Source organism: Paraburkholderia caballeronis (assembly GCF_900104845.1).
Lineage (GTDB): Bacteria > Pseudomonadota > Gammaproteobacteria > Burkholderiales > Burkholderiaceae > Paraburkholderia > Paraburkholderia caballeronis.
Genome location: NZ_FNSR01000001.1, coordinates 1,545,988 through 1,560,708, shown reverse-complemented (window position 1 = coordinate 1,560,708; position 14,721 = coordinate 1,545,988). Strand labels below are relative to the sequence as shown.

The 14,721-nt window shown below is 63.7% G+C and carries 11 protein-coding genes; 3 read left to right on the top strand and 8 right to left on the bottom strand.

Going from position 1 to position 14,721, the window contains the following annotated elements; genetic code table 11:
• Nucleotides 1-191: 191 nt before the first annotated feature.
• Both pgm and BLV92_RS32005 read right to left on the bottom strand, forming a co-directional pair.
• Nucleotides 192-1,847, bottom strand: a complete 1,656-nt coding sequence (gene pgm, locus BLV92_RS06970) for a phosphoglucomutase (alpha-D-glucose-1,6-bisphosphate-dependent) (RefSeq protein WP_090543473.1) — start codon at nt 1,845-1,847, stop codon at nt 192-194.
• Between the two features lie 150 nt (nt 1,848-1,997).
• The gene (locus tag BLV92_RS32005) at nt 1,998-2,147 is read right to left on the bottom strand and encodes a hypothetical protein (RefSeq protein ID WP_167627002.1); all 150 of its coding nucleotides are present in this window, start codon (nt 2,145-2,147) and stop codon (nt 1,998-2,000) included.
• A gap of 327 nt (nt 2,148-2,474) precedes the next feature.
• Between BLV92_RS32005 and BLV92_RS06965 the strand changes: the two genes are divergently transcribed.
• The gene (locus tag BLV92_RS06965; protein WP_090543471.1) at nt 2,475-2,633 is read left to right on the top strand and encodes a DUF3309 domain-containing protein; all 159 of its coding nucleotides are present in this window, start codon (nt 2,475-2,477) and stop codon (nt 2,631-2,633) included.
• Nucleotides 2,634-2,697: 64 nt separating this feature from the next.
• On the opposite strand, the gene BLV92_RS06960 is transcribed toward BLV92_RS06965, so the two are convergent.
• Nucleotides 2,698-2,913, bottom strand: coding sequence for a glycine zipper 2TM domain-containing protein (locus BLV92_RS06960; protein WP_090543469.1), 216 nt, complete (start codon nt 2,911-2,913; stop codon nt 2,698-2,700).
• 1,186 nt (nt 2,914-4,099) lie between these two features.
• On the opposite strand from BLV92_RS06960, the gene gnd reads away from it, so the two are divergent.
• Nucleotides 4,100-5,128: a phosphogluconate dehydrogenase (NAD(+)-dependent, decarboxylating) gene (gene gnd, locus BLV92_RS06955; protein WP_090543467.1), complete on the top strand. Its 1,029-nt coding sequence runs from the start codon at nt 4,100-4,102 to the stop codon at nt 5,126-5,128.
• Nucleotides 5,129-5,240: 112 nt separating this feature from the next.
• Here gnd and BLV92_RS06950 read toward each other — a convergent pair whose 3' ends face one another.
• From BLV92_RS06950 to gad, 5 genes are all read right to left on the bottom strand, one after another.
• Nucleotides 5,241-5,960, bottom strand: coding sequence for a Crp/Fnr family transcriptional regulator (locus BLV92_RS06950; RefSeq protein ID WP_090543465.1), 720 nt, complete (start codon nt 5,958-5,960; stop codon nt 5,241-5,243).
• 1,468 nt (nt 5,961-7,428) lie between these two features.
• Nucleotides 7,429-8,148, bottom strand: coding sequence for a Crp/Fnr family transcriptional regulator (locus BLV92_RS06945; protein WP_090543463.1), 720 nt, complete (start codon nt 8,146-8,148; stop codon nt 7,429-7,431).
• Between the two features lie 237 nt (nt 8,149-8,385).
• Complete coding sequence (locus tag BLV92_RS06940) at nt 8,386-9,255, bottom strand: sensor histidine kinase (RefSeq protein WP_090543460.1); 870 nt, start codon at nt 9,253-9,255, stop codon at nt 8,386-8,388.
• Between the two features lie 242 nt (nt 9,256-9,497).
• Nucleotides 9,498-11,021, bottom strand: a complete 1,524-nt coding sequence (locus BLV92_RS06935; RefSeq protein WP_090543458.1) for an amino acid permease — start codon at nt 11,019-11,021, stop codon at nt 9,498-9,500.
• Nucleotides 11,022-11,046: 25 nt separating this feature from the next.
• Nucleotides 11,047-12,432, bottom strand: coding sequence for a glutamate decarboxylase (gene gad / locus BLV92_RS06930; protein ID WP_090543457.1), 1,386 nt, complete (start codon nt 12,430-12,432; stop codon nt 11,047-11,049).
• Between the two features lie 974 nt (nt 12,433-13,406).
• Between gad and BLV92_RS06925 the strand changes: the two genes are divergently transcribed.
• Nucleotides 13,407-13,919, top strand: a complete 513-nt coding sequence (locus BLV92_RS06925) for a PRC-barrel domain-containing protein (protein ID WP_090543454.1) — start codon at nt 13,407-13,409, stop codon at nt 13,917-13,919.
• The last annotated feature ends 802 nt before the right edge of the window (nt 13,920-14,721 follow it).

The following is a 14,721-nucleotide window of genomic DNA, read 5'->3' as shown; positions in this document are numbered from 1 at the left end:
TGACATTGCCACGTCGGCGAACGAGGCATCGGGCATTTCGGCGCTTCCGAAGTCCTGCTGCGCGAACAGAGCCACCACGACCGACGACCTCCGCGCGTGCACGCTGGCGCTGCTGCCCCGGTCATAGCCGGACAGCAGGCGGGTCTCGCCAACGCACGCGAACCCAGGCGCCCCGCACATCCAGACGGCCGTCACATCGCCGTCTGTGCCGCGAGCGTGCTGTCGATCAGCGCCTCGGCCTCGTCGACGATACGCGTCAGGTGATCCTCGCCGAGAAAACTTTCAGCATAAATCTTGTAGAGGTCTTCCGTTCCCGACGGTCGCGCGGCAAACCATCCATTCTTCGTGACCACCTTGATCCCGCCGAGGGCCGCGCCGTTGCCCGGCGCGCGGTCGAGCACCTGCCCGATCTTCTCGCCCGCCAGTTCGGCATGAGGAAACTGCGCTGGCGACAGCCGCGCGAGCAGCGCGCGCTGCGCCGCCGTCGCCACCGCCTGAACGCGGCGCTCGACCGGGTCACCCAGCCGCTGCGTCAGATCACGGTAGATTTCCGCCGGGTCGCGGCCGGTACGGGTCGTGATTTCCGCCGACAGCAATGCGGCCACGATGCCGTCCTTGTCGGTGGTCCATGCCGTGCCGTCGAGCCGAAGGCAGCTCGCGCCCGCGCTCTCTTCGCCCCCGAACCCCAGCGAGCCGTCGAGCAGGCCGGCGACAAACCATTTGAAGCCCACCGGCACTTCGTAAAGCGGCCGCGCGAGCCTGGCCGTTACGCGATCGATCATCCCGCTGCTGACGATCGTCTTGCCGACCGCCGCGTCGGGCCGCCATTGCGGACGATGCCGATACAGATAATCGATCAGGACGGCGAGATAGTGATTCGGCGGCAGCAGCCCCGCGTCATGGGTGACGATGCCGTGGCGGTCGTGATCGGTGTCGCATGCAAAGGCCACGTCGAAGCGATCCTTCTGGCCGATCAGCGTTTGCATCGCATACGGCGACGACGGGTCCATGCGAATCCGGCCGTCCCAGTCGACGCTCATGAAGCGGAAGGTCGGATCGACCTCGTCGCTGACCACGTCGAGATTCAGGCCGTAGCGCTGTGCTATCGGCCCCCAGTAGTGCACGCCGGCGCCGCCGAGCGGATCGACGCCGAGGCGGATCGGCGCGCCGCGCAACACGTCCATGTCGACGACGTTGACGAGATCGCCGACGTAGGCATTGAGGAAGTCGTGCCGATGGGTCGTCGTCGCGCGCAACGCCCTGGAGAGCGGCATGCGCCGCACGCCATGAAGCCGGTCTTCGAGCAGGCCGTTCGCCACGGCTTCGATCCAGCCGGTCACGGTCTCGTCGGCCGGGCCGCCGTTCGGCGGGTTGTACTTGAAGCCGCCGCTTTCGGGCGGATTGTGCGATGGCGTCACCACGATGCCATCCGCGTATCCCGCTGTGCGGTGGTGGTTATAGGCGAGGATTGCGTGCGACACCGCCGGCGTGGGCGTGTATTCGCCATTCTGCGCGATCATGACCTCGACGCCGTTGGCGGCCAGCACCTCCAGCGCACTCGCGTACGCCGGTTCCGAAAGCGCATGCGTGTCGATGCCGAGAAACAGCGGACCGTCGATCCCCTGCTGTGTTCTGTAGCGGCAAATGGCCTGCGTGATGGCGAGCACATGCCACTCGTTGAAACTGCACGTGAGCGCCGAACCCCGATGGCCCGAGGTGCCGAACGCGACCCGTTGCGACGCAACTGCCGGGTCCGGCCTGTCGCTGTAGTACGACGTGACGAGCCGGGGAACGTTGACCAGCAACGCGCGGGACGCCAGCTTGCCCGCGAGAGGATTGATGCTCATTGCGATACCCTCCGTAGTCCGGCCTCATGATGGCGCTGCCCGCAGGCGGCGACAACACGGACCGGCAAATATGGGTCGGGCTGTCGACAGACAGCGCTGTCTCTTCGGTGCTCTCCGTTTGTCGCAATCGAACAGGTACACATCGTCGGTTCAGGCGCCACGGGACTCCGCCATCGCCAGCAGGACCATGCCGCCTATGGGATAACGGATTGCATACCCCTCTGCCGGTGGCGGCATTTCAGCAACGCGTGCACGCCGCATCACACAGTCCACCGGCTCGATGCCGTCGAACTTCTGCATCGCGGTCCGCGCTTCGCCAGGCGCTGCTCAAGACAGTACGTCGGATTCGGCCCGGACGCGGTACGTCAGCGTACCAATCGCCTGCGTTCCGGCAAACGCCCTTCTCACATGCGCCGAATCCAGAACGGCGGCCAGCGCCATCCCTGCTCCTTGACCGATAGCGTACCGACTGCGCGTCCAGCGCCGTCTACACTGAACTGCGAATTCGACGAACAGGAAACGCAGGCCGGATAAGCCGCCACCTGCTGCATGCGGCTCCAGTCAAGGCAGGATCCGGGTCATTCGATCCGGATTCCAGTTTAATGACGCTATCAATTTCCACGGAGAATGAACATGGGCATGATCGTTTTGATCGTTGTGGTTTTGCTGCTGATCGGCGCATTTCCCAGCTGGCCGCACAGCCGCAACTGGGGCTACTTTCCGAGCAGCATCCTCGGCGTTGCCGCCGTGGCTGTGCTGGTCCTCCTCCTGATGGGACACCTGTAAAAAGCGGGTCCTGCCGGCATCGCGATGGGCCATCGGCAGGAAACCGCCCGCACGGAAAACGCCGCTACTTGCCGACCTGATTGCCGACGACACCGCCGACGGCCGCGCCGCCGACCGTACCCAGTACGCTGCCGCCCGTCAGCACCGCTCCGGCAACGCCACCTGCCCCTGCGCCGACCGCGGTGTCCGCATCCCTATGCGACATGTCACTGCATCCAAACATGAGAATCGCCACGGAGGCCAGAACGACCCCAGCGACGACGGTATGAACCTGTTTCATTTCGATACTCCCTGGAACTGATACGGCGAGCCGCCACGGCCAACCGGGCCGGACCGGGTGGGACCGGGCGGGCCCCATCCCGCCGCGAGTCCGCCAGGTCCGAGCTACGCGCATTGTGGCTGAAGGCGGCAGGGCAGTCGGTCCGCCAGCGTACCGGTGCCGTTCTTGTGGAAACGGGCAGATGTCCCAATGGATCTGCGTCGAACGGAAGGACACGAACGCACGGCGCTTTTTCGTCACGAGGTTGCGTTACCCCGCGACGATGTTACGCACACGCCGATTCCATTCGCCGGCACGAGGGAAAGCGGCTGCCCGTCCGACCGGCACGCATCGGCCAGTTACGACGAGAACCGCACAACAGCAGACGGCCGATGCCGTCCCTGGCCGCGTCGAAGATGCCCGATGCCCGCAGGAGCAAATCACGGGAACGCTCCTTTGAGCCGCGAACGAAGTACGGCACCGTACCGACTTCGTTGCCGCTCGCGCGCACCTTGATTCCGTACCGTACCAGCCTCGCACCGCAATGCGCCCGAAGCGACAGCGGCAACGCCCCTCCGAATTCCCGTACCGTTGGGAGACCTTCCGCCAGGAACGGCGACCACCATGACTCTCACTACACTGCTTCTCTTTCTCCTGTCCGCCTGGATCGGCTTTTCCGCCGCGAAATGGCTAAGACATTCCTTCGCGCACCCGGCCGCAGTTCGCGGCATTGCGTCCGGGTCAACGCACAAAATCTCGTCGCAATCGGACCGAAGCCGGCGGCACGATCACCGTCGATGGCGTAACCGCTCGTATCAACAGTCCACGAGGCGCCGCAATTTCGGACACGACACAGAAGGACGCACTCGCCATGCGTCACCCGGTCCTTCGGCCGCCGTCCTTCCGGTTCGATGCCACCGTGCAGTAGCACCGATCCTTGCGCCCGACCCGATGCCCGACACCGATCATCGTCTGGATTGCCCTCGTACCGATCTGCGACCCGATCAACGGAACCGGCCGGCACGCTCCCACCCGTCCCGGTTGGCACTGGCGCTATCGCGTTCCGGACGGCAGCGGATGCGCGACCAGTCAGCGGACGATTCCGCGCAACGGACAGAATGCCGGCCGCGCATTTTCCACGGCAAGCTGCGCCGCGGCGAACCTGCGTAACGGTGAAGATTTCCCCCACGCTCGCCACGGAGGCGCCATGCAAGTCGGCATGACAGGATTGGGACGGATGGGCAACGGCATGGTCCAACGCTTGATGAGGAAGGGTCATGAATGCGTCGTCTACGATTCCGATGGCGAGGCGGTCACAGCGCTTCGTCAAGCGGGTGCGACCGGCGCCGCTTCGCTGGAGGATTGCGTTTCGCGCCTGACCAGACCGCGCATCCTCTGGATGATGCTGCCCGCCGCGGCGGTGGATCGCGAGTTGGCCGCGCTGCTGCCGTTGCTCGATGCCGGCGACGTCGTGATCGACGGCGGCAACTCCCACTATCACGACGACATCCGCCGCAGCGCGCAATTGCAGGCGCACGGCATTCACTACGTCGACGTGGGGACGAGCGGCGGAATCTTCGGGCTCGAAAGAGGCTACTGCCTGATGATCGGCGGAGACAACCGCACCGTGCAGTCGCTCGATCCGATTTTTTCCGCGCTCGCGCCGGGTGCCGACCGGGTGCCGGTGACACCGGGCCGAACCCGCCACGGCCGCACCGCCGAGCAAGGCTACCTGCACTGCGGTCCGCCTGGCGCGGGACATTTCGTCAAGATGGTCCACAACGGCATCGAATACGGACTCATGGCGGCTTATGCCGAAGGCCTGAACATCCTGCGCAACGCCGACATCGGCAAGCGGCAGAGCGAGGCCGATGCGGAAACCACGCCGCTTCGCGACCCGCAGCACTACCAGTACGCATTCGAACTGCCGGAGATCGTGGAAGTCTGGCGTCGCGGCAGTGTGATCGGCTCGTGGCTGCTGGACCTCACCGCCGCCGCGCTCGAAAACGATCCGTTGCTGACGCAGTATGCCGGCCGCGTATCGGACTCCGGCGAAGGACGCTGGACGATCGTCGCGGCCATCGACGAAGCCGTGCCCGCGCCGGTGCTGAGTGCGGCGCTCTACGAACGCTTCAGCTCGCGCGGCGATGCGGACTTCGCCGACCAGGTATTGTCCGCCATGCGCCATGCGTTCGGCGGCCATCCGGAAAAGCTGGCGGCAAGAGCGGACGTCTGAGCAGGGTCACGTCCGGGTCGGATGCCCGCGTGTTTTCGGCGCGACCGGTGCTCCGGAGACGAAGGCCGCCACGGCGCCCTGACCGGCACCGTCGTCACGCTTGCCGGGCGAACTACAACGCCTGCAGATCGGGCAGCAGGCGGTCGAACTCGCGCTTCACCACGCCGTAGCACTCGCACACGCGCTTTTCGAGCCCGGGTCGATCCAGCACCTCGATGTGGCCGTAGTTGTAGCGGATCAGGCCCGCGTCCTGCAGCTTCATTGCCGCTTCGGTCACACCGGGCCTGCGCACGCCGAGCATGTTGGCAATCAGTTCCTGGGTCATCTTCAGTTCGTTGGACGGCAGACGGTCGATGCTCAGCAGCAGCCAGCGGCACAACTGTTGATCGATCGAGTGATGCCGGTTGCACACGGCGGTCTGCGCCATCTGGGTAATGAGCGCCTGGGTATAGCGCAGCAGCAGCCGCTGCATCGCGCCGGCGCGGTGAAACTCCTCTTTCAGAATGCGCGCATTCAGCCGGTACGCCTGTCCGGCGCTCTGCACGACCGCGCGACTCGGCGTGGTTTCGCCGCCCATGAAGAGCGCGATGCCGACCATGCCCTCGTTGCCGACGATCGCGATCTCGGCGGACGCGCCATCCTCCATCACATAGAGCAGCGAGATGATGGCCGTGGTCGGGAAATAGACATGGTCAAGCCGCCCCCCGGGCTCGTAGACGACCTGCCCCAACGGCATATCGAGCAGCACCAGATGCGGCCCGAGGCGTTCCCACTCGGCCGCCGGCAAAACGTCGATCAGGTGGTTGCCACGAGGCGGATTCACTTTCGACATGGGACACTCCTCGATACGCACAAAACAACGGTGTCGTCTTTGCGCAGTTGTGTCTGACAAGACCGATGCTGACTGCGGCAAACCGGTATTCCGGAATGGCGTTCCCGCCGCGCATGCCGGTTCACCGTGCGCTCGATCATTCCTTCCGGATGCCGTTGCGCCGATGCAGGGGAAACCGTCACGCCGCCGCGCGAGATAACCGCGAACCGTTTTCTCCCAGCGACGCGCGGCCGCCTCCGGACTACGTGCGTAACGCGCATTCCCCGGCCTGGTTCCGGGTCGCGTCCCGTCTCGGGATCGCTCCCGGCGTTTCCCGCCTGGCGGCTCAGCGTGCGTCGGAATACGTCCGGAAAGCGATAACGAATACCGGCTTTGTATCGTACCTCAGTGTGGCTGGAGCGGACCATCGGCTTACGCGCGCGAGATGCGCCAACTGCGCGCTGCGCGCTCGCGCGAGTGCCCCATTCATGTGATAGACAGCCGCGCTTTCTGTTTGCCTGCGTCGTTATCGATCGGCTGACGGCCGACGGCTCCCGTCGGCCTATCGAAGCTGCCCCGCGACGATGAGCCGCCTGCGGATCGCCCCGCAATTGCAGAATTTTCGCTCCGCGAGGTCCGCTGCTCGTCGCTTCGTTTCACGAAGCACCTGCGTTGCTTCGCCTGATCGTCGAACGCCGCCCCCTGCGCAGAGCCGATCGCGGCGGAAAGGGAAACGGGTGAAAACCACAGCACGCCGGCCTCGGCCTCGTCGCGATCCCGTAGCCGGTGCATGGTGTCGTCGCCCGATGACCCAGGTAGCGTCGAGGTCGAGTTTCCGGATGAGCCGGTTCAGATGGAACAGGGTCGGCCGGTAACGTCCGGCGTACTTTCTCGAACCGGAAGATTCGACAGGTACACCGGCCCTCTGCACCCGACGAATCCCGCATAGCCAATGGCGACTACGCTCCGGGTCCAGCCTGACGCCGATGTTCAACCCTGAACGGCGCCGGCAACCACGACCGAAACCTGCATTGACGGCCCATGAAACCGTGGCGCGCGTCGTGAACGGGTTCATACGGGCGTTGCCGGTGTCGCGGAGAGAAGCTTGCGTCGATGGCCTGCACGGCGCATCTGTCTGCCGGCGACGTCGTAGGTGCCGGTCGTCGTATATCTGCTGGAGCCGCCGGCCGTGTGCGCGATGGAAACGCCGTCGAATGCCGGGTGATTTCATACATGGCATTCACGTCATACAAACGTTATGCCGAATCCAATCCGGATGCGGTACGTCAGCGTACAGACCGAGTCTCGCGTTGAATAAAAGGCAGGATTTCGTATGGCCCAGACGCTACGTGAGCCACTGAAAAGAAGTGTCGGGCATCGCGCAGGCTGTTCCCGTAGAAGCACTTCCGCGTATGGTCATTTTCGCGCGGCGACGTGAATTCGCAGCCCCTGGCATCGAGAAGAAAGAGCGTCGGCCCACACCCGCCCGTCAAAGCGCTTTCAGATCGGGCAGCAGGCGGTCGAACTCGCGCTTCACCACGTCATAACACTCGCAAACGCGCTTCTCCAGTCCGGGGCGATCCAGAATCTCGATATGCCCGTAGTTGTACCGGATCAGCCCGGCTTCCTGCAGTTTCATTGCCGCTTCGGTGACCCCTGGTCTGCGGACGCCGAGCATGTTGGCGATCAGTTCCTGAGTCATCGTCAGCTTGTTCGACGGCAGGCGGTCGACACTCAGCAGCAGCCATCGGCACAATTGCTGATCGATCGAATGGTGCCGGTTGCAAACCGCGGTTTGCGCCATCTGTGTGATGAGTGCCTGGGTATAACGCAACAGCAGGCGCTGCACCGGCCCGGCCCGATGAAACTCTTCCTTCAGGATGCGGGCTTCCAGCCGATACGCCTTACCCGCACTCTGCACGACCGCGCGACTCGGCGTGGTTTCGCCGCCCATGAAAAGCGCCACGCCGACGACGCCTTCGTTGCCGACGATTGCGATTTCCGCCGATGCGCCATCGGCCATCACATACAGCAACGAAACGATTGACGTCGTTGGAAAATAAACGGAATTCAGACGGTCGCCCGATTCGTAGACAACCTGCCCCAGTGGCATATCGACCAGCACCAGGTGCGGCGAAAGGCGCGACCACTCGGCCAGCGGCAGAACGGCGAGCAGATGATTCCCGCTGAGATGCTGCTCATCCGCCATATGCCACTCCCGACCGCGCGCGCGGAAAAATACCGTCCTGGTAGCACGGCGATTGCCAATATGAGATGTCCGGCGAAACGGGATGGCGACGCCCTGCTGTGTCCCACTGCCTCACATCCACCGTATTCACGGATGACGAACGCCCGCAGTACGGTGCAGCGCGTCCGTCGTCGCAAGGCCCGGCAACCCCCGCCTCGTGGCCCGCGGCGTCACCCATGGAACCCCGCCATCCGGCATTCAGCAGACGCACTGTTCGACGACCACGACAGGCAGCCGCAGCGTGAATTCGCTGCCCTTGCCCGGGCCGCCGCTGGCGGCTGTCACCGTGCCGCCATGCGCTTCCGCGACGGCCTTCACCACCGCGAGACCGATCCCCAAGCCACCGGCACTCGCTGCGAGCGTCCGGCTGGATTGAGCAAACAGATCGAAAATGTGAGGCAACAATGCCGCGGAAATGCCCAGACCGCTGTCCTTGACGGACACGACTAGGTCCCGTCCCTCGGCGATCGCGCTCACCTCGATCGCGCCACCCGCAGGCGTGTACTTCACGGCGTTGCGCACCATGTTGTTGACAGCCTGCCCGAGGCGCATCGGGTCGCCCTCCAGACGCAGCATCCTGTCAGGAATCTGAACGGTGAATGTCTGGCCGCGCGAGGCGGCCGCGACTGCGGCCGCATCAAGGAAATCCGACAGCACGTCAGCCAGTACAACCCGTGCCTTTCTCAGACGCAACTCGCCCCGGCTGACTCGCGTGGCATCGGTCAAATCCTCCGCAAGCCGCGCGATCTGCGCAATCTGCCGGTCGATGACGTCAATCATATTTGACACTTCGGGCCGTTTCACTGACGCGAGGCGGAGGGCGCGGGCGGCAAACTGCAAAGGAGTCAGCGGGTTGCATAGCTCGTGCGCAACGATGGCCAGAATCTCGTCACTCGGCGCAGTCGTGCCGGGCGAAGCGCCGACTGGCGCAGAGCCGTCCGCGAAGCGCGCCACCACCCGCGTGAAAGGGCCGTCCACCACCCCGTCCGGTATGTCCTGATCCGGCTGGCCGACCCCGTCGGCCGGTGGTGGGAAGGAGTGTGCATGCGCTGACATGGTGATCTCCATTCATCAATGCATCGATCGCAACCGGCGGCGCCGAACGCAGCGCCGCGGATTGATCGTACGGCTGACCGGCAGTTTCGGAGACACCTGTTCGCGACACCTGCCGAGCGAGAGCGGCCCGAAAGCCGCTGGTGCGTACAGGACCAGAACTCACGTTCTCACATAAGACAACGCGCAGTCTGTACGGTGACGGTCAACGCGCCTCGCTACGCGGCATCATCCGCGATGAGGGCTTTCGCAGCCGTTCAATTCAACGGCGCCGCGGCAGGCCGCTTTTGCACGAGCGGCGCTTCACGAACCGAAGCCCAGTCACTTCGCCGCACATGGTGGATGATCAACGGGATGCCCGCGAAGACCACGATGCCGAGTACGACCAGTCCGGTATAAAGCAACGGCGAGCCGACCGGCAACTGGTCGGGCGGAAAGAACGACACGACGAAGCTGAACAGCACCCCGGCAAAACCGATGCCGGCAATCAGCCACATGCCGGCCAGGCCGCCCGGCAGCCTGAACGGTCGCGGCAGTGCGGGCGCGGAATAGCGCAACTGGATCGCCGCCGCATACATCAGCATATAGGCGATCAGGTACAGCGCGATCGTCATCGCGGAGATCAGAAAGAAGGCTACCGACACGTCGCGGATCACAAAGTAGAAACATGAAATCACGGTCACGACCAGCCCCTGCACCAGCAGGATATGCGTCGGCATGCCCTTGCGGTTTTTGGCCTGAAGGATCGGCGGCAATTCGCCCTCCTGCGCGGTCGCGAGCAGTCCCCGCGACGGGCTGCCGAGCCATGCGAGCACACCGCTGATCGCGCCGATGCCGACCAGCAGCGACAACGCAGCGACCAGCCAGCTCATATGCCACAGATCGCCGATCACCGCGCCGAACGCATCGAATACGCCCGACTGCAGCGAGATTTTGTCGTACGGCAGGATCGCGGCGATCGGCAACGCGCCTAGCGCAAAGATCAGGACCGAGATCAGCGCGCCCAGACCGATTGCCGCCGGATAACCGCGGCTCGGGCTGCGCATGTCCATCACGTGAACGGCCTGCACTTCCACGCCGGCGAACAGCAACACGATGCCGGCCAGAAACGAGATCGTGCCGAAGCCGTGAATCGCGGGCCAGAATCGCGCATGACCGTCCTGCGACAGCGCGCTATCGTTCAGGTGTTGCCACCCGATCGGATGGCCGCTCCTGATCCAGTAGCCGAGCAGCACCAGCAGCACGATGCCCGGCACGATGGTGCCGATCACGAAGGTCCAGTTCGCGATTCGTGCAAACACCTCGACGCCTTGCAGCACCACCCACGTCGAAAGCCAGTACGCGACGATGCAGAAAAGGCCGACGTAAATGCCGTTCGTCGCCAGTTCCGGCCGGCCGATGGTATAGGCGAGCGCCGCCGCGCCGAACGTCAACGCAACCGGATACCAGACCACGTTCTGTATCCATTGCAGCCAGATCGCGAGGAAACCCCAGCGCGTGCCGAAGGCTTCCGCCACCCACGCGTAGATGCCGCCGCGCCGGTCGGCAAACGCGCCGCCCAGCTCGGCCGACACCAGCGAAGCCGGAATCAGGTAAAAAACGACCGTGAAGGCCAGATAGACGAACATCGTCATTTCCTCCTTCGCGAGCAACGGCAGTCCGCGCAGGCTCGTGACGACGGCCGCCGCCGTCATCAACCCGATCGACGTGACGCCCAGATATTTGCCGCGTGTCGCGGCATCGGCTGCCGGGGCATTCGCAGCAGGGGTTGCATTGTCCATTTCGTGCTCCTGTGAGCAGATGACGTCAATCGTGATGGAAGGTAGGACGGGCCGTCGAATGCGGCACCGGATTTTTCGCCAGATGAGCGATCGCGTGCCGGATGTCTTCAAGCAACATCGCCGCCATGTCGCGGGTCACGCCGCGCCGGATCAGCACACGCTGCACGATGGTCTCCTCGCGCCCCGGCGGCAGCTTGTATGAGGCGATCTGCCAGCCGCGCATGCGCACGTGGTCGGACAGATCGAACAGCGTGAAACCCGCCGTCTCCGGATGCCTGAGCTTGTAGCAGACCGCCGGCAGTGCGCCGCGACCGTCGTAAATCATCTCGATGGCCTCGATCTTCGACAGGCCGTCGGCGAGCGCCTGAGCCGTATCGGCGCACTCCTGCTGGATGTGCCGATAGCCCTCGCGCCCGAGACGCAGCAGCATGTAGTACTGCGCGATGATCTGCCCGGCCGGGCGCGAGAAGTTCAGCGCGAAGGTCGGCATGTCGCCGCCCAGATAATCGACGCGGAAAATCAGGTCGTCGGGCAGGTCCTGCACGCTGCGCCACACCACCCAGCCGACCCCGAGCGGCGCGAGTCCGTATTTGTGACCGGATGCGTTGATGGACTTGACGCGCGGCACACTGAAGTCCCATTCGAGGTCCGGCTGAATGAACGGCGCGACGAATCCGCCGCTGGCCGCATCGACGTGAATCGGAATGTCGATCCCCACGTCGCGTTGCAGCGTGTCGAGCGCGGCCGCGAGCGCCTTGACCGGCTCGTAGACGCAGGTGAACGTGATGCCGAGCGTCGCGACCACGCCGATGGTGTTCTCATCGCAATACGCGGCCAGGTCTTCCGGGCGGAGTCCCAGCGAATCGCCGCTCAGCGGCACCTCGCGCATCTCGACGTCGAAGTAGCGCGCGAATTTCTCCCAGCACACCTGCACCGGTCCGCAAACGAAGTTGGGCTTGTCCGTCGGCTTGCCTTGCGCCTCCCTGCGCTTCTTCCATTGCCATTTGAGCGCCAGGCCGCCCAGCATGCATGCCTCGCTCGAACCGGTCGTCGAACAGCCGGTGGTCTTCCACGACCGCGACGCGTGCCACAGGTCGGCGAGCATATGCACGCAGCGCATTTCGATCTCGGCGGTTTGCGGATACTCGTCCTTGTCGATCATGTTCTTGTCGATCGACAGATCCATCAGGCGGCGTACCTCGTCGTCGATGTAGGTGGTGCAGAACGTCGCGACGTTCTGCCGCGAGTTGCCGTCCATGAACAACTCGTCGCGCACCAGATCGAACACGGCGCGTCGATCGGAAGAGGCGTCGGGAATCCGGTACTTCGGCAGCGATGCGCCGGAAATCGTCGCGGCGTATTCGTCGGCAACGGCTTCGGGGCCGGCGGGCGGTGACTTGAGAAAGGTCATGTCGTAATGCTCCTGACTGGCAAAGGGGGAATGCGACAGGTGCCGTATCGATCGCATGAAAGGACAGAAAGCGGGTCCGTTGCGCGTTCGGCGTCGTTCGCGAAAAACAGGTACATGCAGGTGAGCAATGGGCTGATCGGTGACAGGCCATCGGCAACCGACGCCCGTCGTCGGGAACGAGGGCGCCAGACGGACGCTTCCGGTCGACGGGATAGAGGAGAGTCGAAGCGTCCGGCGCTACAGTGCGCGCGACGGCTGTGGGGAGTCGGTACGGTGGCGTACCGGCGTGAAAGTTGAGTGCCCGCCGACCATCGCGCCGGCCCGCCCGCCGCTGAACCGGCTTCAGGCATCGGCGTATCCGCGTCGCCCCATGTCGATGCGCTCGTCAACGACGGGCAAGCCAGGGCGCGGCCTTAACGATTCAGATGGAGCACGGCGCCACGAGACCTCGGTTCACGCTACCTGCGTGCAGTTTTTCCAGCAAACACGCGCTTCCGTGAAAACAACCGGTCCGGTATTGCCAGGGGGATGCACCAGCCGCCCGAATCCCGGTACGGCACCGTACCGACTTCTTGTCCCGGTTTCGCGCATCGTTGGGTGTGGGCGCTTCCTGCTTTCGTTCTCGATGCCGCGGGTCCGCGGATCGGGTAGCCAGTGCGTAGTGAATGCCGCCGCACGCGGCGGCGTCCGCAGGAAACAACGGCAGCCTGCGTTGCTTTTATTCGACGCCATCGTGGACAGAACAACCCGAGATCCGGGCTGCCCTCTTCAAACGGCGGCCTGGAACCGGAATTCGTGCTCGCGCGACAAGACCGTCCGAATCGAGCATTCAGTTTGCGTCGATGTCGGCGAGCATTGGCGGGCAACGCGAACGACTGTCACGTGCAGCCTGTCGCGCGACCGATGTGCACCATTCATTACGGGATGCAGGCGAACCGGGCCGGCGTGCCGCGAAGTCAACCCAGGAGGTAATCATGAACACATTCGACTCGACCAATCGTCCTTTGAACAGCAACACCGGTGCCGCGATCGTGGGCAGCGGAACCGGCGATGGGCCAGGCCCGAACGTGATGGCGGCCGATACGCTAACGGGCAACAAGCTGTTCACGTCCGACCACCAGGAAATCGGGAAGATCTCCGAAATCATGCTGGACGTACGTGACGGCCGGATCGCTTACGCGGTGTTGTCGAGCGGGAGTTTTTTCGGCATGGGCGGCAAGCTTCACGCCATTCCGTGGAACGCGTTGATCCTGGACACGGACGAAAAGTGCTTCCGGCTCGACGTCACGTCGGATCGCGTGAAGAATGCCCCCGCCTTCGACAAGGAGCACTGGCCCGCGATGGCGGACGAGCAGTGGGGTTCGTCGCTGCATAAGTACTACAACCGGCAGCCTTACTGGTTGGGCTCGCGCGACGTTGCCGGGACTCTCCCGCCCGAGCCTCAAGGCGCATTCGTCGATCACGAAAAGGATCGGAACAAACCGTGATGCTTGTCGGATGCGGCTAGACTGCGCCGGTTCTGGTAGCGGCTCCGACTCGCGAGAGAATGGGGCGGCGATCAGGCGAAGCCGATTTCCCCGAGGTCCGGGATCGGACTGTTCGCCCGCTACCCGAACGGCGTGGCTGGCGTCCTGCATAGCGGGCGATGGTCGGAACCGAGGCTGCCCCGAATCAGAGCCGCTCTGAATTGAAAATTTCCGGGTCGGTCTCTGTTCCCGCCGCTATCAACGGTTGTTCGCGTCGCCGAATTCCTTTAACACGTGGTTTTTTTGGCCCCACGAACACCGGACAGCAACGCCGCCGTGGCACGAGCAACCTTGCGCCTCGCTTCCATCACCCGCAGCCATATGGCGGATAGCTCCAACTCGACACCCATACCCCCGCATACCCCCTGCTGTCACCAGGCAAACCTGGCAAACCCTGGCAACAAAAAACCCCGCGAGATGCTGTCTAGCGGGGTTTTCTTGTAGACCTTGGTAATCCTTGGGCAACTACTTGGTGTGGGGACCGGACTGGAATTATTCACCCATGCACCTGAAAAACATAAATAATTTTAAATATCAATTTCTCATATGCCCCCAAAAATGCCCCCAAATCCGCTGCTCTGCAAATCTGGACCTTCCTGGACTGTACCTAAGCGAACGGAAACGGAGCGTAAATTGTAGCCCGGTGACCGGCCGAGTTCGACCCATCCCAGTCATCCGGCTACCAGCGACTTTGACGGCTGCTTTCAAAGGCAAAGCAGCCGCTCGACAATTTGCAGAATAAAAAATACTGTTTTCTCCCCAC